Source organism: Bradyrhizobium sp. McL0615, assembly GCF_049993905.1.
Taxonomy (GTDB): Bacteria; Pseudomonadota; Alphaproteobacteria; order Rhizobiales; family Xanthobacteraceae; genus Bradyrhizobium.
Window position 1 is genome coordinate 6,672,844 of sequence record NZ_CP188254.1, and the last position, 23,882, is coordinate 6,696,725.

General features: G+C 62.5%; 22 protein-coding genes. 5 read left to right on the top strand and 17 right to left on the bottom strand.

The annotated features are described in order from the left end of the window. Window positions 1-8: 8 nt before the first annotated feature. The 8 genes from ACPPVP_RS32280 to ACPPVP_RS32315 all read right to left on the bottom strand — a co-directional run bounded on the left by ACPPVP_RS32280 (window position 9) and on the right by ACPPVP_RS32315 (window position 9,009). A complete protein-coding gene (locus tag ACPPVP_RS32280; protein WP_426527631.1) occupies window positions 9-1,751 on the bottom strand; it encodes a serine hydrolase in 1,743 nt (580 codons plus the stop codon). A 230-nt stretch (window positions 1,752-1,981) separates the two neighbouring features. After that, a complete protein-coding gene (locus ACPPVP_RS32285) occupies window positions 1,982-3,118 on the bottom strand; it encodes a flavin-containing monooxygenase (RefSeq protein WP_426527632.1) in 1,137 nt (378 codons plus the stop codon). Between the two features lie 40 nt (window positions 3,119-3,158). Then, window positions 3,159-4,277: a cobalamin-independent methionine synthase II family protein gene (locus tag ACPPVP_RS32290; RefSeq protein WP_426527633.1), complete on the bottom strand. Its 1,119-nt coding sequence runs from the start codon at window positions 4,275-4,277 to the stop codon at window positions 3,159-3,161. Between the two features lie 36 nt (window positions 4,278-4,313). After that, window positions 4,314-5,030 carry an ABC transporter ATP-binding protein gene (locus ACPPVP_RS32295; protein WP_426527634.1) on the bottom strand — a complete coding sequence of 239 codons (717 nt, stop codon included), beginning with the start codon at window positions 5,028-5,030 and terminating at the stop codon, window positions 4,314-4,316. After that, window positions 5,023-5,775, bottom strand: coding sequence for an ABC transporter ATP-binding protein (locus ACPPVP_RS32300; RefSeq protein ID WP_426527635.1), 753 nt, complete (start codon window positions 5,773-5,775; stop codon window positions 5,023-5,025). Before ACPPVP_RS32300 ends, ACPPVP_RS32295 begins: the two co-directional genes overlap by 8 nt. Continuing rightward, window positions 5,772-6,803 (bottom strand): branched-chain amino acid ABC transporter permease, encoded by a 1,032-nt coding sequence (locus ACPPVP_RS32305; RefSeq protein ID WP_426527636.1) that lies wholly within the window; start codon window positions 6,801-6,803, stop codon window positions 5,772-5,774. Before ACPPVP_RS32305 ends, ACPPVP_RS32300 begins: the two co-directional genes overlap by 4 nt. Window positions 6,804-6,810: 7 nt before the next feature. Beyond that, window positions 6,811-7,680: a branched-chain amino acid ABC transporter permease gene (locus ACPPVP_RS32310; RefSeq protein WP_426527637.1), complete on the bottom strand. Its 870-nt coding sequence runs from the start codon at window positions 7,678-7,680 to the stop codon at window positions 6,811-6,813. 204 nt (window positions 7,681-7,884) lie between these two features. Beyond that, window positions 7,885-9,009: an ABC transporter substrate-binding protein gene (locus ACPPVP_RS32315; RefSeq protein ID WP_426538182.1), complete on the bottom strand. Its 1,125-nt coding sequence runs from the start codon at window positions 9,007-9,009 to the stop codon at window positions 7,885-7,887. Window positions 9,010-9,416: 407 nt separating this feature from the next. On the opposite strand from ACPPVP_RS32315, the gene ACPPVP_RS32320 reads away from it, so the two are divergent. Then, a complete protein-coding gene (locus tag ACPPVP_RS32320) occupies window positions 9,417-9,695 on the top strand; it encodes a hypothetical protein (protein ID WP_426527638.1) in 279 nt (92 codons plus the stop codon). Between the two features lie 94 nt (window positions 9,696-9,789). Here the strand turns inward: ACPPVP_RS32320 and purU are convergent, their stop codons facing one another. Then, a complete protein-coding gene (gene purU / locus ACPPVP_RS32325; protein ID WP_426527639.1) occupies window positions 9,790-10,653 on the bottom strand; it encodes a formyltetrahydrofolate deformylase in 864 nt (287 codons plus the stop codon). 140 nt (window positions 10,654-10,793) lie between these two features. Between purU and ACPPVP_RS32330 the strand changes: the two genes are divergently transcribed. Together ACPPVP_RS32330 and ACPPVP_RS32335 are read left to right on the top strand one after the other, a co-directional pair. Beyond that, window positions 10,794-11,639 (top strand): uroporphyrinogen-III synthase, encoded by an 846-nt coding sequence (locus ACPPVP_RS32330; RefSeq protein ID WP_426527640.1) that lies wholly within the window; start codon window positions 10,794-10,796, stop codon window positions 11,637-11,639. 20 nt (window positions 11,640-11,659) lie between these two features. Beyond that, the gene (locus tag ACPPVP_RS32335) at window positions 11,660-12,499 is read left to right on the top strand and encodes a FadR/GntR family transcriptional regulator (protein ID WP_426527641.1); all 840 of its coding nucleotides are present in this window, start codon (window positions 11,660-11,662) and stop codon (window positions 12,497-12,499) included. A 53-nt stretch (window positions 12,500-12,552) separates the two neighbouring features. Here the strand turns inward: ACPPVP_RS32335 and ACPPVP_RS32340 are convergent, their stop codons facing one another. From ACPPVP_RS32340 to ACPPVP_RS32350, 3 genes are all read right to left on the bottom strand, one after another. Continuing rightward, window positions 12,553-13,479 (bottom strand): Bug family tripartite tricarboxylate transporter substrate binding protein, encoded by a 927-nt coding sequence (locus tag ACPPVP_RS32340; RefSeq protein ID WP_426527642.1) that lies wholly within the window; start codon window positions 13,477-13,479, stop codon window positions 12,553-12,555. A gap of 125 nt (window positions 13,480-13,604) precedes the next feature. Then, a complete protein-coding gene (locus tag ACPPVP_RS32345) occupies window positions 13,605-14,744 on the bottom strand; it encodes a serine hydrolase domain-containing protein (RefSeq protein ID WP_426527643.1) in 1,140 nt (379 codons plus the stop codon). Window position 14,745: 1 nt separating this feature from the next. Then, complete coding sequence (locus tag ACPPVP_RS32350) at window positions 14,746-16,365, bottom strand: FAD-dependent monooxygenase (protein WP_426527644.1); 1,620 nt, start codon at window positions 16,363-16,365, stop codon at window positions 14,746-14,748. Here ACPPVP_RS32350 and ACPPVP_RS32355 point away from each other — a divergent pair. Continuing rightward, complete coding sequence (locus ACPPVP_RS32355; protein ID WP_426527645.1) at window positions 16,261-17,571, top strand: alpha/beta hydrolase; 1,311 nt, start codon at window positions 16,261-16,263, stop codon at window positions 17,569-17,571. The two genes, ACPPVP_RS32350 and ACPPVP_RS32355, sit on opposite strands and share 105 nt — an antisense overlap. A 10-nt stretch (window positions 17,572-17,581) precedes the next feature. After that, the gene (locus ACPPVP_RS32360) at window positions 17,582-18,292 is read left to right on the top strand and encodes a substrate-binding domain-containing protein (protein WP_426527646.1); all 711 of its coding nucleotides are present in this window, start codon (window positions 17,582-17,584) and stop codon (window positions 18,290-18,292) included. 44 nt (window positions 18,293-18,336) lie between these two features. Here the strand turns inward: ACPPVP_RS32360 and ACPPVP_RS32365 are convergent, their stop codons facing one another. The 5 genes from ACPPVP_RS32365 to ACPPVP_RS32385 form a co-directional block, all read right to left on the bottom strand. Further along, window positions 18,337-19,314, bottom strand: coding sequence for a Bug family tripartite tricarboxylate transporter substrate binding protein (locus tag ACPPVP_RS32365; protein ID WP_426527647.1), 978 nt, complete (start codon window positions 19,312-19,314; stop codon window positions 18,337-18,339). Between the two features lie 116 nt (window positions 19,315-19,430). Further along, window positions 19,431-20,375, bottom strand: a complete 945-nt coding sequence (fcl, locus tag ACPPVP_RS32370; RefSeq protein ID WP_426527648.1) for a GDP-L-fucose synthase — start codon at window positions 20,373-20,375, stop codon at window positions 19,431-19,433. Beyond that, window positions 20,356-21,438, bottom strand: coding sequence for a GDP-mannose 4,6-dehydratase (gene gmd, locus ACPPVP_RS32375; protein ID WP_426527649.1), 1,083 nt, complete (start codon window positions 21,436-21,438; stop codon window positions 20,356-20,358). Before gmd ends, fcl begins: the two co-directional genes overlap by 20 nt. A gap of 147 nt (window positions 21,439-21,585) precedes the next feature. After that, the gene (locus ACPPVP_RS32380) at window positions 21,586-22,740 is read right to left on the bottom strand and encodes an aromatic ring-hydroxylating oxygenase subunit alpha (protein ID WP_426527650.1); all 1,155 of its coding nucleotides are present in this window, start codon (window positions 22,738-22,740) and stop codon (window positions 21,586-21,588) included. A 182-nt stretch (window positions 22,741-22,922) separates the two neighbouring features. After that, window positions 22,923-23,597 (bottom strand): Crp/Fnr family transcriptional regulator, encoded by a 675-nt coding sequence (locus ACPPVP_RS32385; RefSeq protein WP_426527651.1) that lies wholly within the window; start codon window positions 23,595-23,597, stop codon window positions 22,923-22,925. Between the last annotated feature and the right edge of the window lie 285 nt (window positions 23,598-23,882).

Consider the following 23,882-nt stretch of genomic DNA (forward strand, 5'->3'; position numbering starts at 1 on the left):
AGGCCGTCCTATGCTTCCTCCACGCGCTGTGCGACGAACGTTCCGTTCGGCTGATGGAAGATCATTTCATCGACGATCGCTCCCTCGCCGCGAAATTCAACAACGAAGCCTACCAGCTCGACGATGCGAAATCTTCTGCCCTGCTCGGGCGCGAGGTGATAGGCCGGCTGGTAGTCGGGCTTCAGTACAAGGCGGCCTTCGCTATCCAGCGTGACACGATGCGTTATCGCGCCGCTCTTGAAGTGGCCGATGCAGCGCGCACGGAATGCGGGATCGGTGCAGTCGCCGGCCGCAAGGCGTGTAAAGACGATATCCTTCACGACAGGCTCCAGTGGCGTCGACAGGCTGACAATATTGCCGTCGCGATCGGTCAGGAAGGTGATGGCAAGCCGGTCGGGCAGCAGGCGGTCCGGCACCTCGGGCAGCTCGAACGTCTCGTAGTGACGGTGCGTCAAGGGCGCGAACATCCGCCACGTCCAATGCAGTGTGCCGTCCTGCTCCTTGACCGACATCACGCCATAGGCAGGATGCTCGTACTCACCGGCATAGGCTGCGAGTTCGTGCGCCGGCTGCGTGTTCTTGTGACGCGCCTTTTCCCGCGCGTCCTTGTCGGCCTGCATATGGGCGATGAATTCGTCGCGCTGCTTGCGGGAGCGCGCCCGCCACTCGACCGGCACGCGGCCGCGCAGCCGGTCGATGATGTACCAGGTCAGCGTCGACGTGACTTCGCTCGGACTGCGGTTGGTGAAGACGGCAATTCCAATGCCGAACTCCGGCACCAGCGTCATCAGCGTACCCCAGCCGGGCCAGCCGCCGCCGTGAAACACCAGCCGGTCACCGCGATAACTGTTCACCTGGAAACCGAGGCCGTAATGGGCGTCGCCGAACTCGGCGTGGCCCGGCGCGGTGTTGTAGACGCGCGGCGCATGCAATTCGCCGATCAGCGCTGCCGGCAACAGGCGTTCGCCGTCGAACTCGCCCTTACCCAGATGCAGCCGCATCCAGTTCGCGAGGTCGACGACCGAGGTGTTGATCGCGCCGGCCGCGGTGGTACGGATCGGCAGACGCATGGCCGGCAGCCTCGTGTCCTCGTGCATCATGTACGGCCGCGCGGCTTCGTCCAAGGCTTCAAGATCGTCCAGACTGAAGCCGACGGTCATGCCGAGCCGATCCGTCAGCCGTGCACGGATGAACGCCTCAAAGCTTTGGCCGCTGAGACGTTCGATGAGCAGCCCCGCGACGTTGTAGCAGAGGTTGTTGTATTGCCAGGCGGCGCGGATATCGCGGCTCAATTCGAGGTGCCGCATGACACCGAGCATTTCGGAGGGCGCCCGGTCGCCCACAAAATGCACCCAGTCATGGCGCGGCAACCCCGACTGATGGCACAGCAAGTCGCGCACCGTGACCCGCTCGGTCGCGACCGCGTCGCTCAGGCGAAACTCGGGCATGTAGTCGCGCACCGGTTTGGTCCAGTCGAGCCGCCCCTCATGGTGCAGCAGCGCGATGGCGGTCGCGGTGAAAGATTTGGTGATCGAGCAGATCACGAACTGCGTCGCCGGCGTAACCGGCAGGTTCGTTTCGACGTCCCGCTGACCATAAGCCCGCGTCAGCGCCACCTTGCCATCCTGCACCACAGCAAGCGCTGCGCCCGGCACCTTCCAGTCGGCCATGACTTCGGCGGCGAGACGATCGAGATCGGAGACAAACGAGGAAACCGGCGTGGTGGACGCCTCGGCAGGTGAATGGGACATTGAAGCTTCTCGGCTTGAACGGCAGATGCGCCCATCCGGGATGGGGGCGCGGGGCGTTACGGGGGCCGGTTTCCCGGCAGGCCTCGCGGCTTGCTAGCGCGGAAGCTCGTAGAGACACGTCAACATGTTGCTTGTCCTAAACGCTACAATATGTAGCGCTACATTTTATAGCACATGACGAGGTTGCCGTCCAGATTGCAAATGATGGAGCTCATCTGGCGCAGAAGTAATCAGGCCGCGCGCACCACGTACGCTTTCGCGGCCTTCGCGATCCGCTGCGCCTCGATGCCGATTTCGCGCAACTGCCCGGTCGGCACCGTGATCTGGCCGCAGAAGTAGAGTCCCGGCACGTTGGCCGTCGCTCCCGTGACCAGCGGCATGCCGTGATCATCGAACACGCCCTCGACGTTCGGAACCAACCGGCGGAGATCAGGGCGGAAGCCGGTTGCGAGAATGACGGCGTCGAATTTTTCGGTTGCCCCATCGGTGAAGACGACACCGTCGGCCGTGAAGCGATCGACACCGCCGCGCACCTTGATCGCACCATCCCCGATTTTGGCAAGCGTGCCGATGTCGATCAACGGCACGCGGCCATCTTCTTCCACCATCTGGCGCGGACCCTTCGCGGCGCGCTTGAGGCCGAGCTTCTCGAAATCGCCCACCGCCAGCCGCAGTATCGGCGCGTTGATGAAATCGACGAGACGCGCCGGCAATCGCCGATACAGGATCGCCCATGACAGAATCGGAAAGCCAAGCAGATCGCGCGGAATGATCTGGACCGGACTGCGAACGGCCAAGGTGACGTCGACGCCGGCGTTGGCGAGATCAAGTGCGATCTCGCCGCCGGAATTGCCGAAGCCGATGACGAGCACGCGCCTGCCGGAATACGCCTCGGGATTTCGATAGTTGCTGCTGTGAGCGACCGCGCCCGAATAGATGTCCGATCCCGGCCAGGACGGACGGTACGGTGCGTCCGCAATGCCCGTCGCCACCACCACGACCGGCGCAGACATCGTATCCAGCGACGTATCCGCAAGCCATCGTGCACCATGGTGCCGGAGGCGCAAGACCTTGGTGTTAAAGCCCGGCTTGATCTGAAAACGCGCCGCGTAGCTTTCGAGGTAGGTGACCATCTGCGCGCGCGATGGATAGACCGGATAGTCCGGCGGCATCGGCATCCCGGGCAGGCCGGAATGGCTGCGGTCGGTGTGCAGATGAAGCCGGTCGTAATGCCGCCGCCACACCGCGCCGACCTGACCGGCCTTCTCCAGCACCATGACGTCGAGCCCAGCGGCCCGCATCGTCATGGCGCAAGCGAGCCCCGCGGGGCCCGCGCCGATAATGATGGCGTCACGGGTTGGCGTCACGAAGTTCCTCCCCCGCCGTCGCGCAACGGTGGAGAAGCGGTTACTTCCCCCACACCTCGTTGGCGACTTCGACCGCGAGGCTGAGCTTGGCCCACTGCTCTTCCTCGGACAGGATGTTGCCTTCCTCGGTCGAGGCAAAGCCGCATTGCGGCGACACCGCGAGCTGGTCGAGGGGCGCGAACTTGGCGGCCTCTTCGAGACGACGCTTGATGTCGTCCTTCTTCTCGAGCTCGCCGAACTTCGAGGTGATGACGCCGACCACGACCACCTTGTTGCCCTTTGGCAGATAACGCAGCGGCTCGAAGCCGCCGGCACGGTCGGAATCATATTCGAGGAAGTAGCCGTCGTAATTGGTGCCGGCCAGCATGGTCTCGGCCACCGGCTCGTAGCCGCCGGACGAGATCCAGGTCGAGCGGAAATTGCCGCGGCAGACATGGGTGGTGACCACCATGTCGGCCGGACGCTCGGCCAGCGCGTAGTTGATGACGCGCGCGTAGATTTCCTGCAGCCCATCGGGATTGTCGCCGCGCTCGCGCGCTTTTTGCAGCTCTTCCTGCGAGCAGAGATAGGCCCACACGGTATCGTCGAACTGCAGGTAGCGGCAGCCGGCGTCGTAGAACGCCTTCACCGCCTTGCGATAGGTCTTGCCGAGATCGAGGAAGAATTCTTCGAGATCGGGATAAACCTCCTTCGAGATCGCCCTGCGGCCGCCACGGAAATGCAGCACCGCCGGCGACGGGATCGTCATCTTCGCCGTGACGTGCGCCGTGTCGGCGTGCTTCTTCAGGAAGCGGAAATGATCCAGCATCGGATGGTTGTCGGGGAAGTCGAGCTTGCCGATGACGCGGACGGCGTCATGACGGGTCTCGACGCCCGCGAACTGAATACCGGTCTCGGGGTGGAAGAGCTCGCAGCCCGTGAGCTTGGCGAGAAAATCGAAATGCCACCAGGAGCGGCGGAATTCGCCGTCGGTCGCCAGCTTCAGGCCGATGGAAGCCTGCTTGTGTACGACCTTTTCGATCTCAAGGTCTTCGGCCTTGCGCAAATCCTCCGCCGTGATCTCGCCTTTCTCCAGTCTGGCGCGCGCCTCCTTGATGCGCTGCGGCCGCAACAGGCTGCCGACCTCGTCGGCGCGGAACGGGGCTTTGGTTCTCTGCATGGTCTCAACTCCCAATGAATCCTGGTGCGCGGAATCCTAATGCGCGGCGGCGCCGGCGACGCCGAGATAGCGTTCGAGCACCGCGGGATCGGCCTTCAGGACGGCACTGGCCGCATCATGCACGATCGCGCCGCGTTCCAATATCACAACCCGATCCGCCAGCCCCAGAATCTTTTGGGCATTCTGCTCGACAATGATCGAGCAGATGCCGCCCGCCCGGGTGATCGTGCCGAGCGCCTTTAACAATTCCTCAACGATGATGGGCGCCAGCCCCTCGGTCGGCTCGTCCAGCAGCAGCACCTTGGGATTGAGGGTGAGTGCCCGGCCGATCGCCAGCATCTGCTGCTCGCCGCCGGAAAGCTGGTTGCCGAAATTGTTGCGCCGCTCCTTCAGCCGCGGAAACATCTCGTAGACCTTTTCGACGGTCCAGGGACCGGGCTGGGCCACGGCCGTCATGTTTTCTTCCACGGTCAGCGAGCGGAAAATATTGCGCTCCTGCGGCACCCAGCCAATCCCTGCCCGCGCCCGCTGGTCCGGGCGCATCGCCGTGATGTCCAGCCCGTCAAGGGCAAGGCTGCCGCCGAAGCGGCGGGTGATGCCGACGATCGAATTGATCAGCGTGGTCTTGCCGGTGCCGTTGCGGCCCAATAGCGCCAGCACCTGGCCCTCGCCCAGGGAGAGCGACATCGAGGGCAGCACCACGGCTTCGCCGTAGCCGGCGCGCAAGGCATCGATGGCAAGAAGGTCAGGCATCGGTGGCCTCGCCGAGATAGACCGCCTTGACCTGCGGATCCCTGGCCACTTCGTCGGTCGGGCCTTCCACCAACATGGCGCCGTTGACCAGCACCGAGATGCGGTCGGCAAACGAGAACACCAGGTCCATGTCGTGCTCGATCAGCAGCACGGTGACGTCGCGCGGCAGGGCTGCGACCGCCGCCAGAATATCGTGGCGCTCGCTTTCGGGCACGCCGGCGGCGGGCTCGTCCAGCAGCAGCACGCGGGGCTTGGTGGCAATCGCGACCGCGATCTCGAGCAGGCGCTGCTTGCCATAGGGAAGCGTCGCCGTCAGTTCGTTCATCACGTCGAGCAAATGAAAGCGCCCGAGCGTTTCCGCTATCTCCTCGTTGACGTCGTCGCGCGTGCCCATCCGCCGCCACCAGTCGCCGCCGCGGCCGAGCCGCTCGGAGACCGCGAGCCCTACCGTTTCGAGCGGGGTCAAATCCGCATAGAGCTGGTTGATCTGGAAGGTGCGGGAGAGCCCGCGCAGCACCCTTGTATGAACCGGCAAATCGGTGATGTCGTTGCCTTCGAGCAGGATCCGCCCGCCATGGGGCTTGAGCACGCCGGTCAGGAGGTTGATGACGGTGGTCTTGCCGGCGCCATTCGGCCCGATCAGGGCGTGGCGGGCGCCCTGCTTCACCTGCAGCGACAGATCGCGCGTAACCTTCAAGCCGCCGAAGGATTTCTCCAGTCCTTTAGTTTCCAGCGCGATCGTCATGGCGCATCGCTTTCGGGAACGGCCACGACGGCTTTGCGGCCGGCGATGTGCCGGATCACGAGGTTGGGGAGCCACAGCGCCCAGCGATGCATGCGATCGCGGCCGACCAGCACGATCACGACCAGCACGAGCCCGATCCAGAACAGCCAGTATTGCGGCGTGATGGTCTGGAACACCTCCTGCAGCATCTTGAACACGACGGCCCCGATCAGCCCGCCATAGAGATAGCCGGTGCCGCCGATCACCAGCACCAGCATCAGATCGGCGGATTTTTCGAACGCGAACACGTCGAGCGAGGCCAATGCCGTGGTCTGGGTAAACAGCGCGCCGGCGATGCCGGCATAGAACGCCGCCACCGTGTAGATCGCGGTCAGGCGTCGGTTGACGGGAACGCCGATCGCCGACGCCCGCAATGGATTGTTCTTGATGGCGCGCAGTGACAGGCCGAACGGCGAGTTCACGATCCGCCGTGCCAGCAGAAACAGCAGGAACAGCACGATTAGCGAGTAGAAGAAGCCGGTCTTGCCGAACATGTCGAACGCAAACATGCCGAGGATCGGCTGCATCTCGATGCCCTGCAGCCCGTCGGTGCCGCCGGTGATGTTGGAGAAACGTTCCCCTAGCGCTTCGAGCAATAGCGCAATGCCGAGCGTCACCATCAGCCGCGTCAGGTCGACGCCGCGGATGACGAGGAAACTGGTCAGGAAGCCGAGCACGGTCGCGATCAGGCCGGACGCGACAAGCGCGATCACCGGCTCGTTGATGATCCCGTGCAGGGCCAATAGCCCTGCCGAATAGGCGCCGACGCCGAAGAAGGCGGCATGTCCCAATGAGACGATGCCGGCGTAGCCGAGGATCAGATCGAGCGACAGCGCGAACAACGCCAGCCGAATGATGTCGGTCATGATCAAATAGCGGGACGGAAACAGGAAAGCGCAGGACGCCGCGAGAACCCAGAACGCGATTTCGGCGGGGCGCCAGCGGGCGCGGGCGATGGCATGGGATGAGACGTCGGTTGCTGTGGTCATCGCGGGCTCATCGCGCGGCGGCCCGGCCGAACAGGCCGTTCGGACGCCAGATCAGGATCACGATCATGATGGTGTAGATCACGAACGGGCCCATCTTCGGCACGTAATATTTGCCGGCAACGTCGCCGATGCCGAGCAAGAGCGAGGCGAGGAACGGCCCGGTGATGCTGGAGGAGCCGCCGACGGTAACCACGATCAAAAAGTAGATCATGAATTTGAGTGGAAAATACGGATCGAGCCCGAGGATTTCGGCGCTCAACGCCCCGCCAAGCCCCGCAAGGCCGCAGCCGAAGGCAAAGGTGAAGGCGAAGACCTGCGGCACGTTGATGCCGAGGCCGCTGGCGGCGCGAGGATCGTCGACGGCGGCGCGCAGGCGGCTGCCGAACCGGGTTTTCGCCAGGATCAATTGCAGCGCCACCGTGAGCAGGCCGCAGATCACGATGATCATCAGCCGGTAGCGGCCGATGCCGACGCCGAAGAAATCGAACTGGCCCTCGAGCGCCGCCGGCAGCTTGATGAAGATCCGCGACGATCCCATGATGTAATCGACGGCGGCTACCGACATGAAGGTGAGGCCGATCGTGAACAGCACTTGGTCGAGATGGCTGCGGGTGTAGAGGTGGCGGTAGAGCGTGCGTTCCAGCGCCACGCCGATCGCCGCGGCCGAGACAAAGGCGAGCGGAAGTGCGGCGAAGAACGGCCAGCCCTGGTTGTTGACCAGCACAGCACAGATATAGCCACCGGTCATCGCAAAGGCGCCGTGGGCGAGATTTACGAAATTCATCAGCCCGAGCGTCACCGCCAGCCCGCAAGCGAGCACGAACAGCAGCATGCCGTAGGCGACACCGTCGAACAGGATGGTGAACAGCGTGGTCATGTTGGTCCAGTTATCTCAGACAGAACGATTGCGGCACGAGCCCCTCACCCGTATCGCTGCGCGATCCGACCTCTCCCCGCAAGAGCGGGGCGAGGTTAGCGCGACAGCGCTGCTTGTGCCTTCTCCTCATGAAACGAAGTGCATGCCGCGATTGCCACCCTGCTCCCTCGCCCCGCTCTTGCGGGGCAGCCGCGGGCACGAACCTTATTTCTTCGTCTTGCCGGAATCCTTGACCGCCTCAAAAGTCGCGAATTCGACGTTGTATAGTTCACCGTCGACCTTCTCGACCTTGCGGATGTAGATGTTCTGCACGATGTCGCGGGTTTCCGGATCGATCGAGATCGGGCCGCGCGGGCTCTCCCACTTCATGCCCTTCATCGCCTCGATCAGCGCATCGCCGTCGGTTTTGCCGCCGGTCTTCTTCAAAGCCTCGTAGATCAGGCGGATGCCGTCATAGCCGCCGACCGCCATGAAGCCCGGGCGCGAGCCGAAAGCCTTCTTGTAGGCGGCGACGAATTCCTTATTGGCCGCCGAGGGATGCGCCGCGGAATAGAGATGCGCGGTGACCGTGCCGAGCGCCGCGTCGCCCATGCCGTTGAGCAGGTCGTCGTCCATCACGTCGCCGGGGCCGATCACCTTGATGCCCGACTTGTCGAGCCCGCGTTCGGCGTATTGCTTCATGAAGTTGCCGCCCTGTCCTGCCGGCACGAACACGAACACGGCGTCGGGCTTGGAGTCCTTCATGCGCTGCAGAAACGGTGCAAAATCAGGGTTTTGCAGCGGCACCTTCACTTCTTCGACGATCTCGCCGCCACCGGCGGTGAAGTTCTGCTTGAAGAAGTTCAGCGCGTCGTTGCCGGGTGCATAGTCGGAGGTCAGCGTCGCGACCTTCTTGATGCCGTTCTTGGCGGCCCAGTCACCGATGATGGTCGACGACTGCGCCAGCGTGAAGGAGGTGCGGACGATATAGGGCGAACGCTCGGTGATGATCGAGGTGCCCGCCGCCATCACGATTTCCGGCACCTTGGCCTGCGTCGCCAGGGGTGCTGCGGCAAGGGCTGCCGGGGTCACGCCAAAGCCCGCGATGAAATTGACCTTGTCGTTGACGATCAACTCCTGCGCCAGGCGCTTGGTGTTGTCGGGAACCGCCGCGTCATCCTTCAGGATGACTTCGATCTTCTTGCCGGCGACGGTATCGCCGTTTTGCTGCATGTAGAGCTTGACCGCGTTGTCGATCTGCTTGCCGGTCGAGGCCTGACCGCCGGTCATCGGCAGGATCAGGCCGATCTTGACGGTTTCCTGGGCGTAGGCCGGCGCGGACGCCAGCATCCCGGCGACGGCGCCGGCGGCCAGCAACATGTGACTGCGAATAGACATGAGCAACTCTCCCCCTGATCGGCCTTGTGTCCTCGAACCGAGTCCCCGGCCCTTGATCTCTCACCATAACCCAGATTTTTCGGCCGGGTAGCGCGGCAACATGGCGTCCTTGGCCGCCCTTTTGTCAATCGGACCATTGGCCTGGCGACCGAGTGACCGGGCCCGCCTGAACTGTCGTGAAATACGCGACGGTATTCTAATATGATCCAATCTCGCTGCCCGACCTCCCATAACGGGCCGCCTATTTGTACGGTTGTACAAATGAAATGGTCCTGTCAACAAAGAAGCGCCCTTCACGATTCCCGGAGGCCGCGCCCTAAATCCATCATCCTTAAAGAGTGAGGCTGTAGCCTCAGCCGATGCCTACCAGCGCGCGCCATATTGTCACAATCCTCACCGTTGCCCTCGCCGGCTGCGGCGTGAGCGGTTGCGGCACGATCAGCGAGAAAATCGCGGCCGGTGTCACTGATGCCATCCCGGCGGCGATCGGCGGAATGCCCGCGGACGCGCCGCCGCGCCCCGGGACCGCGAAATACGATGAGTACATGCGGGAGCGCGAGCGAAAGCGCCTGCTGCCGGCGTCCGAGCGGGGCGAGGAGGCCAAGCCCGCGCCCGCGACGCAGGATGCGGCTCGCTAGAAGCGCTGGGATTTTGTTAAGGCGTTTTCTGCACGCAAACCGGTACCCCGCCCCCGGATCAAGTCCGTGGGCATGCTTCGCTCGAAACGCTACGTCAGTCCATAAACACGACGGTCTTGCGCCCGTTGAGGATGACGCGGTCCTCCAGGTGATGGCGCATGGCACGCGCCAGCACGCGGCGCTCGATGTCGCGGCCCTTGCGTGACAGATCTTCCGGCGTGTCGCGGTGGCTGATGCGCTCGACGTCCTGGTCGATGATCGGGCCTTCGTCGAGGTCGTGGGTGACGTAATGCGCGGTGGCGCCGATCAGCTTGACGCCGCGATCATGGGCCTGGTGGTAGGGACGCGCGCCCTTGAAGCCCGGAAGGAACGAGTGGTGAATGTTGATGCAGCGTCCCGACAGTCTTGCCGACATCTCGTCCGACAGGATCTGCATGTAACGCGCCAGCACCACGAGATCGGTCTTGGTGTCCTGAACCAGTTTCCAGACCGCCTGTTCCTGCTCGCGCTTGGTTTCCTTTGTCACCGGCATGTAGTGAAACGGGATCTCGCCGAAATCGAGATTGCCGTAGCTCTCGCGCGGATGGTTGGAGACAACAGCGGTCGGGATCATCTCGAGCTCGCCGGTGCGCCAGCGATAGAGGATATCGACCAGGCAATGATCCGATTTCGAGACCAGCAGCATCACCCGGCGACGATTGGCGCGGTCGCGCATCTGCCAGTCCATGGCAAAGCGGTCGGCGATCGCCGTGAAGCCGGTCTGCAGGGCCTGTAATTCGACCGCGAGATCGGCGGCGGTGAATACCACCCGCATGAAGAATTTATTGGTCTCGATGTCGTCGAACTGCTGGGCGTCCAGGATGTTCTGCCCGTTGTGGGCGAGAAAGGTCGACACCGCCGAAACGATGCCGGGGCGATCCGGGCACGACAGGGTCAGGACGAACTGGTGATCGGGCATGGCGAAGCTGACTACAATTCAGGCAAAAGGGTGATGCGGCGATTTGCGGCCCTGCTCTATCACCGCGCCTGCGCTTGCGCCAATCCCGAAACCGGGTTCAGGATGAACAAAGCGCGAAGCCAAAGCGTTGGAGTGAGATCATGGCTGACAGATTGAACGGTTACCGCATCCTGATCCTGGAAACGCGCGAGGAAGCGCAGTTTTCCCGCCTGCTCACCGAACAGGGCGCCGACGTGCTGCAATGTCCGATGTTCACCATCCGCGAAGCGCCGGACCCGGCGCCGGTCGAGGCCTGGATCGTACGGGCCATTGAAAGGCCACTGGATGACCTAGTGCTGCTGACCGGCGAAGGCCTGCGCCGGCTGATGAAGGTGGTGCGGCTCATCGGCGTCGAGGAAGCATTCGTTGCCTCGCTGGGCAAGGCGCGCAAATTCGCGCGCGGGCCCAAACCGGGCAAGGCGCTGCGCGAAATCGGGCTGGAACCGCAGATGACGACGGAAAAGCCGACCTCCGAAGGCATCGCCGAGATGTTGTCGCGCCTCGATCTCAGCGGCCATCGCCTCGGCTTGCAGCTTTATCCGGACAAGGATCACAGCGTCCTGATCGGCGCGATCAAGGCGCAAGGCGCCGAGGTCGATACCGTGCTGCCCTATGCCTATGACGCGCAGGCCGCCGACGCCAATATCATCACCGCAATCGACGAGATGGCGGCCGGCCGCATCGACGCGATCGCTCTGACCAATCTCGGCCAGATCCGTCGCCTGATCGAGGTCGCCCGCGCACGAGGCTGCGAGGACCGGCTACGCGAAGGACTTGAATGCACGCCGATCGCGTCCGTCGGACCGGCGGTATCCGACGAACTCAAATCCCACGGCCTGCGCACCGATATCTATCCGGCCGAGGACGCCTTCTTCATGCGGCCGCTGATCTCGGCGATGGCGGCGGCGCTTTCGAAAAATCCGCCGCGCGCCGCGGCGAGAAACTGACAAGCTCAGCTCTATTCTGGATGACTTGCGGCCGGGCAAAACGTCCACCTTGCCGAAACGACACCCTCCAGGAGGGTGCTATAGTTTCGGTCTTAACCATTGATCGAGCTGTAAAGTCCGGCGCCGCTATAGTAGACGAATACCCACTGGAGAAGACTCCGTTTATCGATCCGGACCTGGCCCACGTGACCAAATCTGAACGACAATCCGAAGCCGTCGAGACCAACGAGCTGTTGGCTTTCATAGCCCAGAACGCGCTCGCTGACGGTGACAAGCTTCCGCCCGAGCGTGAGCTTGCAACCGAGCTCGGTATCAGCCGCCGCGCGTTGCGGCATCTTCTGACTCGAATGGAACTCGATGGACATATCTGGCGGGGGCGACGCAACGGGACCTTTCTCGGTCGCCGGACGGTCGGACCGATCAGCATAGACCAGCGCATCATACGCGGAAGTCCGGCATCCGTTCTCGAGACCCGCCTTGTCATCGAGCCTTCGATGACCGCGATCGCGGCGGTGAAGGCCAGCGAAGCCGATCTGGTGAACATCGAGACCTGCATGCGGCGTACCACCGAGGTCAGGAATGACGACGATTGGATCAAGTGGGACGGCGCATTTCATCTTGCCATCGCCAAGGCGACCCGAAACGATGTTCTCGTCGGCTTGATTACCGCGTTCAACGAGGCGCGATCGTCTGGCGACTGGCAGGCTCTGCGGCTTGCAACCATTACGCCCGAGAAACGACGCAGGACGATCGCCCATCACCGCACGATCTGCGACATGCTGCGCAAGCGATCCGCCGATGATGCCAGCCGGGCGATGCGAGATCACCTTCTGACGACGCAACGCAATCTTTTCGAGTAATGCTCCGAGCCGGTCAGCCGGCTGAATCCGATGCGGGACGCGAGCGGACGCCGCTATTTGGGGATGGCACCGAGTTCGCGAGCCCAGCGCTGCTGGGTAGCAAAATCACGTTCCAGGAAGCGCGCAAACTCCTCTGGCGGCGTCGGGTCTGTCGCCGCTCCGAGCGTCGTAAATAATTCCCGCATGTTTGGACGCGCGAGCGCTTCCTTGACGCTGTCGTACAGGCGCGCCACGACCTCCTTCGGCGTATCGCGCGGAGCCCACAGGCCGAGATAGCCGAACACCACGAAATCCGGAAAGCCGGACTCCTTCATCGTCGGCACCCCGGTCAGAACAGGAGCACGTTCGGTGCCGGTCGAGGCAAGCACCTTTATCTGTCCACTATCGATGTAACCGCGCGCGCCGGAAATGCCGACAAAACACAGATCGACCTGCCCCGCGATCAGATCGGTCAAGACGGCGGCCGTGCCACGATAGGGAATGCCGGATAGCGGCATGCCGGCCTGCGCCTTGAGCAGCTCTCCGGCGATGTAGGAGATGTTGCCGATGCCGGCATGGCCGTAAGTCAGGCCATTCGGCCTGCTCTTCGCAAAGTCATTGAGCGCGGAAATGGTATCAGCCGGAATGTCCTTGCGTGCGACGAGGATGATTCCATTGGTCTCGATCAGTCCCATGACGGGCGCAAAACCCTGCAAGGGATCGTATCGGACCTGCGCGGAGTTGAACAACTTGTTTCCGATATGCGATCCCGTCGTCATCAGCAGCGTGTATCCGTCAGGCGCAGCCGCCGCGACGGACTCGCTGCCGATGATGCCACCGGCGCCGGAGCGGTTTTCGATGACCACTGTTGCGCCCAAAACTTCCTGCATCACCGCCCCCAAGGGACGCGCGATGGCGTCGATCGGGCCACCGGGAGCGAACGGCACGATGATCTTGATCGTGCGATCCGGAAACGCGGCTTCGGCGTTCCGAGCGCCCATGGCGAATCCAACGAGAGTGGCGGCGAGTGCTGAAATCAAAGCCACATGACGCATAGCGATTCTTTCTTGTTAAACGTGCTGGCCTGCGTGGCCGGATCTATCGCAAAGGGCCTTGAACGTAACGGTCACTCCAGTATCGACGCGTGAACGAGCGTGCTCAAAATATCCATGCGCTTGTTGTGCCATGCGTTGTCGCGGCGGCAGTTGCTCAGGAAAGCGAATGACACGCCGCTCGTCGGATCGGCCCAGCAGTAGGATGTGCCGACGCCGCTGTGTCCGAACGTGCGCGGGTGTCCGATGGCGCCAAGGCCCGGATGCCCGGTTAGGCCGCGAGAGAAAGGACCCAGACCGCGATGCATGGGGTAGCCGGTGTAGTCATCGACGAGATCGCCGGTGAAATCGCGGGTTACGTAGTCGATCATTCTTGGCGAGACGATGCGCACGCCGTTCCATGCGCCGCCCTGCGCCATCATCTGATAGAAGACGGCCATCGCACGTGCGGTCGCGTAGCCGCCGGCGCCTGGAATTCCCGCGCGCCTGAACACCGGTGCCGCCACCATCGGGTCGAGGGGCCATTGCTCGGATTGCTTCGGCGTGTACATCGCCGCTGCACGATGATCCTCCGCCTCGGGCAGGCCGAGAAACATTTCTCCGGCGAGCCCCAGCGGTTCAATCACGCGTTGGCGTATTTCGTCGCGATAGTCGGCGCCGATGATCGCTTCGATGAGCACGGCAATGACCCAATGCGCAGCCAGGCGATGGTAGACCGTGCGGCTCGCCGGCGGCCATTCGAGCTTGAACTCGCAGACCGCACGTCGAAGCCGCTCGCGGTCCGTGAAACATTCGGGCGGAACTTCCGCGGCGGGAAACCCTGCCTGGTGCGTCAGAAGATGCGCGACCGTAACGTCCTTCTTTCCGTGCGCCTCGAATCCGGGAACGTGCTCCGCAACCCGATCCGAAAAGCGAAGCTTGCCTTCCTCGACCAGTGTCCACACCGCAGCCGCCGTAATGACCTTAGTGTTCGAAAAAAGCGGAAAGAGCGTCCTTTTATCGACAAGGCGCGACGGGTCGACCGTGGCGCTGCCGAAGGAACGATAGAGCGCGAGCTTGCCATGCCGCGCGACGGCAAGCTGCGCTCCTGGATGGTAACCGCCGGCGATGTGCGACGTCACGATCTCGCATGCGCGATCGAGCTTTGCGGGATCGAGACCGAGCGCTTCCGGGCTCGCGGGTTGAATGAGCGAGGACTCTGTTGCTGCGACCATACTAGACGGCCTGCTTCAAGACCGAGTGCGCCAGGATCTGGCCGAAAGCGCTGGCGAGCGCGCGCTCCGGATCGGCCGGCGCCGACGCAACGCGCCAGGCGACATATCCGTCCGGGCGCACGAGGACTGCGCCTCCTTCACCTACGCCGTAGGCTTCCATCCAGGCCCCCTCCGGATCGGCGATGTCTTCGCCGAGAATCCGGACGTCGATCTTCGGTACGCCGTACTGGCTGGCCGCGGATCGCCAGACCGCGCCGCCGGGGGCCGCAAACAGCACGAAGCTTCGCCCCAGCAGATCGATCGTCGATATCCGCTGGCCCTTGTTTTCCAGCCAGACGTGCGGCGCGCGACAGCCGGGGTGAGCCGAAGGCAGATATTCGGTGACGGGGTCGCTCACTTCCGGCGGCTTCGATCCATCGGGCACGACGGCTGGCGATTGATATCGCGCACCGAAGATGAGGCCGCGCTCGTTGAGAAATTCCTTTCGCGGGAGCCGCGCCTCCGCCTGGCGCTTGGAGCGATCGAAGCTTTGCATGTTCAGCAGAGTCGCATGCACGACTTCCAGGGCATGCGGCCGGCGTTCCGCTTCATAGCTTTCGAGCAACGAAGGGTCCGCTTCGCCGTGAAGCACGGCCGCGATCTTCCAGGCCAGGTTCTGCGCATCCTGAACGCCCAGATTCATGCCAAAGCCGCCGCTTGGCGTGGTCTCATGCGCGGCGTCTCCGACGAGGAATATGTTGCCACTGCGAAAACTGTCCGCCACCATGGCGGAGCAGTTCCAAAAGTTGATGCCAAGGACCTCTACGGGAAGGTCGGGCACCCCGACCGCCTGACGAACCAGATCGATGCATCGCTCCGGCGTCAGGTTCTCCTTGGTGAAACCGTAGGCGCTCAGGCTGTGAACCAGAAAACCCCAACGATCGGCGCCGTTCACCGTGAGAAACGTCGCCCGGAGTTCCGGCTGCTCGATGAGATAGAGTGCGGCCGGCCGGTCTTCGACCCACGGCCGCAGATCCGCACGAAAATGCACGTTCACCGAATCGTAGATGTCCTTTTCGCCGGTCCTGCCGATCCCGAGCCTTTCCCGAACGAAACTTCGCGTGCCGTCGGCCGCGAGGACGTAGCGCGCTCGGAACGGTGCCGTCTCGCCACTCAGATGATCCTTCAGGGCGCCGGTCACGCCGCCGCCTTCGTGCCTGATGTCGTAGAGCTCGGTGTTGAACCTGACGCTATCGGGAGCCAATGCTTCCGCGTGACGGCGAAGCACCGGCTCCAGGACATCCTGCGAGCAACCACAATTGGCGACCGGTGACATCGCCCGCCCCGCCGGCGTCGCTCGTCCTGGCGTGAGGCGGTTGATTTCCTTGCCCGCAAGGCTTTCGGCCCAGAGGATCATTCCGCCAAATCGCGGAGGCATCCCCGCCGCACGGATGTCGTCCTCGACGCCCATCTGCCGGTACATTTCCATGGTTCGCGCGTTGATGCCGCGCGCTTTGGGTGCGACGGACGTACTCGGATGGCGCTCGATCACGACGTGTCCGACGCCGTGCTGGGAAAGAGCAATCGAGGTCGTCAATCCGACTGGTCCGGCACCGACGACCACGACATCGGTCTCCAACATGGGAGCCTCCCTGCTTTCGCGACTGCATCGCTTCTGGCGTCCACGCTCCGCTTCGGGATCCGTGGCGATTTTGTTATTGGTAGTTCTCGGAAGGAGCGCATGTCAATATTGAAATCGAATGGTTCGCCGATCGATATTGATTTCGTAAAAATACCGCGTCATCTTCAGCTATCTGGACGAGATTTGATACCTTTCAATATGAATGGTCTCAATTTATCTCACCTGCCCGCACCTCGAACGAGTAATCACATGTCAGACGCCATAGCCCTCGAACAAAGCGCGGTAACGACGCCTTCCAATTTCAATATGCCGGATATTCCGGATTCGCTGCGGACGCTGATGGCTGAAGTCGGCCCGAAATGGCGTGACGACACCGCCGGTCACGTCGACATGATGATCACTGCGTTCTCGGAAGTCTTGAAACTGGTTTCACGGGACGACGTGACCGTGCATCGTGACATCGCATACGGTCCACATGAGAGGCAGCACCTCGATGTGTTTCTGCCGGCAGGGAATGTAACGGCGCCACCGGTCGTGCTGTTCGTTCATGGCGGCGCGTTTGTCAGCGGTCACCGTAACCGCACCGAGCAGGTCTACTCGAATGTCCTGTGCTATCTCGCCCAGTGCGGCATCGCGGGGATCAACGTCGGATACCGGCTGGCCACGCATGCGACTTATCCCGGCGCAACACTGGACATCGCGGCCGCCGTCGATTGGGCACGCGCCCATGCCCATGAATACGGTTGGAATCCCGACAAGGTGTTCCTGATGTCCCACTCGGCCGGGGCCGCTCATGCTGGAAGCTACGCGTATGATCCCGCATTCGCATCGGCCGGAAAGCCGCCGCTCGCCGGAATGATCGTGGTGAGCGGCAGGGTCAGGATCGATAATCTCAAAGCGAATCCGAACGCGAAGAAGGTCGAGCAATATTACGGCACCGATGCTTCGCGGTTCGAAGGCTACTCTCCCGTCCACCACATCAATCGCGACAGCGTCGCGACATTCGTCGCCTGGGCGGAGTTCGAAAACCCGCTGATCGACGTCTACTGCGCCGAGCTGGTGTTTCGCCTGGCGGAGGCCAAGCGGAAGGCCCCTCCCATGATGTGGCTGCCTGGCCATAACCACTCGTCCGCCATCGCGCATATCGGCACGTCGGAAGACCGGCTTGGAAAGGCGATCGTCAGCTTCATCGAAAACCCACGGTAGCGAGCGGATCATGGACACGGCCATCGACACCAGACTGACGTTTCTCTGTGCCGTCGCGGTACATGCGGAAATCGAGGAGCTGATACCGCAGTTCACGCACCGGCACCGGATCGAGGTCGACGTGAACTACGACGTGAACCCGGCCGTAGCGAAGCGCGTCATGGCGGGCGAAGACTTTGACGTCGGATTGAACAATCCCTGGTACGTCGAAGAGATGATCAAGCTCGGCCTTGTCATTCCGGACATCCACGTTCCATTCGGGCGCGTTCCCTTGACGATAGGTGCGGCCGGCCCCGAGCCGGAGCAGATCGCCAGTTCGCAGGAGGCCGTGCGCAAGCTTCTGCTCAACGCGGATTCGATCGCCTACACGTCGACAGGAACGAGCGGGAAGACATTCCTGAGGGCCATTGAAATGGTAGGCCTGCAGGATCAGATTCATGATCGCCTGCGCCCGATGGGGGCCGGCGAGCCGCCGATCGCTGCCGCGAAAGGTCAGGTGCAGTACGCCGTCTCCCCGCTTTCAAGGATCATCGCCGCTCCCGGCGTCGCGCCGGTCGCGATCTTCCCGCCGGAACTTGGTCTTGATATCGACATGACCATGTTCGTCCACAGGAGCAGCCATGTTGGAGCGGCTATGCGGCTCATCCAGTTCCTGTCTGATCCCGGGCTGGACGCCTACCTTCGGTCTCACGGCGTGTATCGCTATGAGCTGAAAGCGTAGAACGCGATGGCGCAGGAGGCGGTAGCGATCACGCTAATGCCGTCCTAGTCCACCTTGGCGCCGGCGAACTTGACCACCTTGCCCCATTTCTCGGTTTCGTCCGCCACCAGCTTGCCGAAGTCGGCAGCGGAGCCGGGCAGCAGAATGGCGCCGAGCTCCGTAAACCGCGCCTTTGCCTTGGGATCGGCGAGGATCTCATTGACCGCCTTGTTGAGCCGCTCGACGATCTCGGGCGGTGTGCCCTTCGGCGCCGCGAGGCCATACCAGGCGCTCGCCTCGTAGCCCGGCAGGAAATCGGCGACCAGTGGCAGGTCCGGCAGCACTTCCGAACGGACCGTGCTAGTGACGGCAAGGCCGCGAAGCGCGCCGGACTTGACGTGCTCGGCGCAGGTCGGGATGTTGTCGAACATCACCTGCATCACGCCGGACAGCATGTCGGTAAGCGCCGGCGCGCCGCCGCGATACGGCACATGCTGCATGTTGATCCCGGTCAGCATCTTGAACAGTTCGCCCGACATGTGGATCGTGGAGCCGTTGCCGGACGACGCCATGTTGAGCTTGCCCGGATTGGCCTTGGCGTAGGCGATCAATTCGGGAATCGTCTTGATCGGCAGTGACGGGTGCACCACCACGACGTTGGGAAAGCGGATGATGCCGGCGATCGGCTCCATCTCCTTGATGAAATCGAACGGCAGCTTGTCGTAGAGCGTGGCGTTGATCGCATTCGCCGGCGCCACCAGCAGCAGCGTGTAGCCGTCCGGCGTGGCGCGTAACGCCTGCTCGGTCGCGATATTGGTGCCGCCGCCTGGCCGGTTCTCGATGACAAAGGATTGCCCGAGCTTTTCCGACAGCCACTGCCCCATCAGGCGCGCCGTGAGGTCGGCCGAGCCGCCCGGCGTATAGCCGATCACGAGGCGAACTGGCCGCGATGGATAGGCCTGCGCGCTCGCGTTTCCGGACGTTAGCGGAAGCGCAGCCGCACCGGCTGCAAGTTGCAGGAATCGACGACGCGGAAATTTCATCATGCTTCCTCCGACGCACTGGCGGCTCTTGTGGCCACCTGGATGCGTGCATCCTATCCGCGGAGCGTCGCGAAGCCGACAGATATTCTTAAGGCGAAGACGGGAGATTCACCGCGTCACTTCGTCTCGCTGAGGAACGCCTGATAGGCGAACCTGATGCCGTCGCCGAGAGAGGTAGAGGCTCGCCAGCCAAGTTTGGCCAGCCGGCTGACATCGAGCAGTTTTCGCGGCGTGCCGTCCGGGCGCGCGGTGTCAAAACTGATCTCGCCGGTATAGCCGACGGTTGCCGCGACCACGCGGGCAAATTCGGCGATGGTGATGTCCTCGCCGGTGCCGATATTGACCAGTTCATCGCTGGAATAGATCTTCATCAGATGGATGCAGGCATCCGCGAGATCGTCGACATAGAGGAATTCGCGCCGCGGCGTGCCCGTGCCCCAGACCACGACCTCTTTGGCGCCGGACACCTTCGCCTCGTGGAAACGGCGGATCAGCGCGGCGACGACGTGGCTGTATTCGGGATGATAATTGTCGCCGCGCCCATACAGATTGGTCGGCATCACATTGATGAAGTCGGCGCCGTACTGGCTGCGGTAGGCCTCCACCATCTTGATCCCGGCGATCTTGGCGATCGCATAGGGCTCGTTGGTCGGCTCCAGCGGCCCCGTCAGTATGCAATCCTCGCGCAACGGCTGCGGCGCCAGTTTTGGATAGATGCAGGATGAGCCGAGGAACATCAGCTTCTCGACGCCATGGACATGTGCAGCATGGATCACGTTGGTCGCAATCGCCAGATTGTCATAGAGGAATTCGGCGCGCAGCGTGTTGTTGGCGACGATGCCGCCGACCTTGGCGGCTGCCAGAAACACCACCTGCGGACGGCTGACGGCGAACCAGCGGTTGACGGCGGCCTGATCGCGCAGATCGGCCTCGCTGCGGGTCGCGGTCAGCACATCGACGTTTTCCGCCGCCAGCCTGCGCACCAGCGCAGACCCCACCATGCCGCGATGCCCGGCGACGTAGACGGTCTTGCCCTTCAGCTCAAACGGAAGCCTTGCCATTGGCCACCTCCCGCCTTGCGTCATCGAGATCGCCTGCGACCATTTCCTTGACTAGTTGGGTAAACGAGGTCTTGGGCTTCCAGCCGAGCTTCTCCCGCGCCTTGCTGGCATCGCCGACCAGAAGGTCGACTTCGGTCGGCCGGAAGTACACCGGATCGATGCGAACCACGGTCTTACCAGATTTTTTGTCGATGCCGGTTTCGTCGACGCCCTTGCCGCGCCATTCGATGCTGCGGCCGACTTCGGCAAACGCCAGTTCGACGAATTCGCGCACCGAACGGGCCTCGCCGGTCGCCAGCACGAAATCGTCGGGAGCATCCGCCTGCAATATCCGGTGCATGCCCTCGACATAATCCCGGGCATGGCCCCAGTCGCGCTTGGCTTCGAGATTGCCGAGAAACAGCGCTTCTTCCAGGCCGGTTTCGATGCGGGCCACACTGCGCGTGATCTTGCGCGTCACAAAGGTCTCGCCGCGGATCGGGCTCTCGTGGTTGAACAGGATGCCGTTGGAGGCATAGATGCCGTAGGCTTCGCGGTAATTCACCGTAATCCAGTAGCCGTACAACTTGGCGACGCCGTAAGGCGAGCGCGGATAGAACGGCGTGGTTTCCTTCTGCGGCACTTCCTGAACCAGACCGTACAATTCCGAGGTCGAGGCCTGATAGAACCGCGTCTCCTTCTCCATGCCGAGGATCCGGATCGCTTCCAGAAGCCGCAGCACGCCGATGGCATCGGCATTGGCGGTGTATTCCGGGCTTTCAAAACTGACGCCGACATGGCTCTGGGCGGCGAGATTGTAGATCTCGGTTGGCCTGACCTGCTGCATCAGCCGGATCAGGTTGGTCGAGTCGGTCATGTCGCCGTAGTGCAGCAGGAACGGCACGTTGCGGGAATGCGGATCCTGGTAGAGGTGATCGATGCGCGCGGTGTTGAACGAGGATGACCGCCGCTTGATGCCGTGGACCTCGTAGCCGAGGCCGAGCAGATATTCGGCCAAATAGGCGCCGTCTTGGCCGGTAACACCGGTGATCAGCGCAACGCGCTTTGGATTTTGAGCCGTCATCGTCTCTCCAAGAGCCTGCGAGACGGGCTTTAAGGAACCGTCAAGCCCCAAATCTGGAAGCTTTACGTCTCGGCTGCGCCGGACCTCTGCGCGGCGCAGGCCATAGCATCCGCCGGAGGCGGAGTCTAATCCGAAAGCCGACCGATATCAGACCCTTAGGCCAAGCGCCGTCCGCATCGACTGATGGTAGTGGATCATGGCCGGCTCGTTGCGACCGTAGACGATGTGCGTCTGCGCACCCGACGTCAGGCCGATCTGAATGCTGCGCCCCGTCGGGAAATCCTCGCCAGTCACAACATCGAGGACGAGCTGCATGTTCTTGTCCCAATGGTTACGCTCTTCCTCGGTGCTCGGCGCCTTCGGCACGTAAAGCCCAAGGTCCATGACAGAGCGATCCGCACGTCCCTCGCGGGGAAACACCCGCGCGAGTTCCACGTGGTCGCCCTGCACGAGGAGAACGGTGTTGGGAAACAGCGAATAGACGAGCGTCGTATTCCACATCAGATCCCATTTGTCCTCGGGCTCGGCCTTGAGCCGCTCGAGTTTCCGGCGCGGAAACGTCAGGCGGTGGTTGAGGCCGAATGCTTCGAAATCGGTCACGTTGCCATGCAGGATGTCGCGCAGAGAATCGCGGTGCAGGAAGCCGACGTGGTAGCCCTCGTTGAACGTATCCACGACAATCTTCCAGTTCATGGTCTCCGGGATCAGGCGCCGGTCGTAGAACGACCAGGACGCAAACCCAAACGAAGCAAGTTCCTCCGCGAGCCCGCCAAGCCAGGGATCGATGTCGAAATTCGTCGAACCGTCGGCGGTCGGGATCACCCACACCAGACCGTGCTTTTCACACAGCGGCAGTTCGACGAGAGAAGCACGTTCGCTGCGCACCTCAGGAAAGCTGCGCTCGTCCGGAATGCCCATCACTTGGCCTGCGAGATCGTAGGTCCAGGCATGATAGGGGCACGAGAACAGCCGCGCCTGGCCGCAGCCCTGCGCTACCTTGGCGCCGCGATGGCGACACACGTTCAGGAATGCGCGCAATTTGCTGTCGCGTCCCCGCACGATCAGAACGGGTAAACCGGCATGGTCGTCGGTGCTAAAACTCCCCGACGCGGGCCAGTCCGAAGCAAAACCCATGACCAGCGGATGCTTGCGAAACAGAACCCGCTGTTCCTCGGCGAGGCGCTCGGCGTCCGTGTAGACCGACACCTCGTTGCGCCAGGGGCTGTTTGCCATCGCCGTGGTCCGGGTCTCCACGTAATGCAACAGCCGCTTCAAAAGATTGATCTGATCCTGCCTGCTCATCGGACACCTCCGGCTGGCCGTGGTCACACAAACCGATCACGGTCCTTTGATACGGTGCCGTATCAATACCACTTGCAATTGCGGTTTTCAATACGGTACCGTATCGGACACGAACACAACAACGCGAGCGATCGGTTACATGTTGCGTTTGGTCTTTTTTTCAGAGGACGTCGAGACGGGCGTTACTCTCCGTAACGACGCAGCTTTTCGAGATCGACGATAGTTACCCCGCCATATTCCAGTCGAAGCAGGCCCTCCTTCTCCAGCCGCTTCAGGCACTGGTTGGCATTCTGCCGGGACAGGCCTGACAAGGCGCCAATTTCCTCCTGGGTGATCTCCAGATGACGCGTCAGGTCCGGATACAGAATCGGATTGAACAGCGACGCGATCGAGCGCGCGACGCGACCGGTCGCATCCAGCGCGCGGTCGTGTTCCAGCGCCCCGATGAACTGGCCGACCCGCTCGTTGAGCTGGCGGACCAGAAAGCGGTTGAACGCGACGCTGTTCTCGAACAGCCAGAAGAAGGTGCTGCGGTCCATCAGCGCCAGCTTGGTATCGCGCAACGCGACCACGTCGTAACGGCGCGGCTCGCTCTTGAGCATGGAGCCCTCTCCGAACCAGGCGCCCGCGGTCATGCCGGCCAAAGTCACAGCCTTGCCGGCGCTCGACACGGTACCCATTCGTGCAAGACCCGTGACAATGCCGGTCCAGTAGTCGAAGGGATCCCCGCGCATGAAAACGTATTCGTTGGCACCGTAGGATTTTTCCACGATGCCGGTACGCGCGACCTCGATTTCCCGCTCGTTCAGTTCGCGCGACCAGGCCGCGATGCGCTTGAGGTAATCCGCAGCAATCATGATCGCATCAACCGTCGCTTCTCCAGCGTGCTGCACTGCAGCAGAAAGGCAGGCCGGCAAATTTTTCCGACGAATTGTCAGGCAAAAGACATTTCAAACTATCGCATTGCCCTAAGGAGGGCCACCTCGGCACGCGCCATTTATGGCGCGGTGGCGGGGTGCGACACTACCACGCGTGAGGCGGGGCATTGGCCGGCACCGTTAGTCGGATGGCCTGCCCGTCACCGCCGAGGTAGGATCGCGCAGGCGATTGCAGACGATAGATATCGCAAACGATACATAAAG

Coding starts and splice junctions, on each gene's coding strand:
- ACPPVP_RS32280 (WP_426527631.1), bottom strand. CDS start 1,751: ATGTCCCATTCACCTGCCGAGGCGTCCACCACGCCGGTTTCCTCGTTT.
- ACPPVP_RS32290 (WP_426527633.1), bottom strand. CDS start 4,277: ATGCAGAGAACCAAAGCCCCGTTCCGCGCCGACGAGGTCGGCAGCCTG.
- ACPPVP_RS32295 (WP_426527634.1), bottom strand. CDS start 5,030: ATGCCTGACCTTCTTGCCATCGATGCCTTGCGCGCCGGCTACGGCGAA.
- ACPPVP_RS32300 (WP_426527635.1), bottom strand. CDS start 5,775: ATGACGATCGCGCTGGAAACTAAAGGACTGGAGAAATCCTTCGGCGGC.
- ACPPVP_RS32305 (WP_426527636.1), bottom strand. CDS start 6,803: ATGACCACAGCAACCGACGTCTCATCCCATGCCATCGCCCGCGCCCGC.
- ACPPVP_RS32310 (WP_426527637.1), bottom strand. CDS start 7,680: ATGACCACGCTGTTCACCATCCTGTTCGACGGTGTCGCCTACGGCATG.
- ACPPVP_RS32315 (WP_426538182.1), bottom strand. CDS start 9,009: ATGCTGGCGTCCGCGCCGGCCTACGCCCAGGAAACCGTCAAGATCGGC.
- ACPPVP_RS32320 (WP_426527638.1), top strand. CDS start 9,417: ATGCCTACCAGCGCGCGCCATATTGTCACAATCCTCACCGTTGCCCTC.
- purU (WP_426527639.1), bottom strand. CDS start 10,653: ATGCCCGATCACCAGTTCGTCCTGACCCTGTCGTGCCCGGATCGCCCC.
- ACPPVP_RS32330 (WP_426527640.1), top strand. CDS start 10,794: ATGGCTGACAGATTGAACGGTTACCGCATCCTGATCCTGGAAACGCGC.
- ACPPVP_RS32335 (WP_426527641.1), top strand. CDS start 11,660: ATGACTTGCGGCCGGGCAAAACGTCCACCTTGCCGAAACGACACCCTC.
- ACPPVP_RS32340 (WP_426527642.1), bottom strand. CDS start 13,479: ATGGGCGCTCGGAACGCCGAAGCCGCGTTTCCGGATCGCACGATCAAG.
- ACPPVP_RS32345 (WP_426527643.1), bottom strand. CDS start 14,744: ATGGTCGCAGCAACAGAGTCCTCGCTCATTCAACCCGCGAGCCCGGAA.
- ACPPVP_RS32355 (WP_426527645.1), top strand. CDS start 16,261: ATGGCGCTCGATCACGACGTGTCCGACGCCGTGCTGGGAAAGAGCAAT.
- ACPPVP_RS32350 (WP_426527644.1), bottom strand. CDS start 16,365: ATGTTGGAGACCGATGTCGTGGTCGTCGGTGCCGGACCAGTCGGATTG.
- ACPPVP_RS32360 (WP_426527646.1), top strand. CDS start 17,582: ATGGACACGGCCATCGACACCAGACTGACGTTTCTCTGTGCCGTCGCG.
- ACPPVP_RS32365 (WP_426527647.1), bottom strand. CDS start 19,314: ATGAAATTTCCGCGTCGTCGATTCCTGCAACTTGCAGCCGGTGCGGCT.
- fcl (WP_426527648.1), bottom strand. CDS start 20,375: ATGGCAAGGCTTCCGTTTGAGCTGAAGGGCAAGACCGTCTACGTCGCC.
- gmd (WP_426527649.1), bottom strand. CDS start 21,438: ATGACGGCTCAAAATCCAAAGCGCGTTGCGCTGATCACCGGTGTTACC.
- ACPPVP_RS32380 (WP_426527650.1), bottom strand. CDS start 22,740: ATGAGCAGGCAGGATCAGATCAATCTTTTGAAGCGGCTGTTGCATTAC.
- ACPPVP_RS32385 (WP_426527651.1), bottom strand. CDS start 23,597: ATGATTGCTGCGGATTACCTCAAGCGCATCGCGGCCTGGTCGCGCGAA.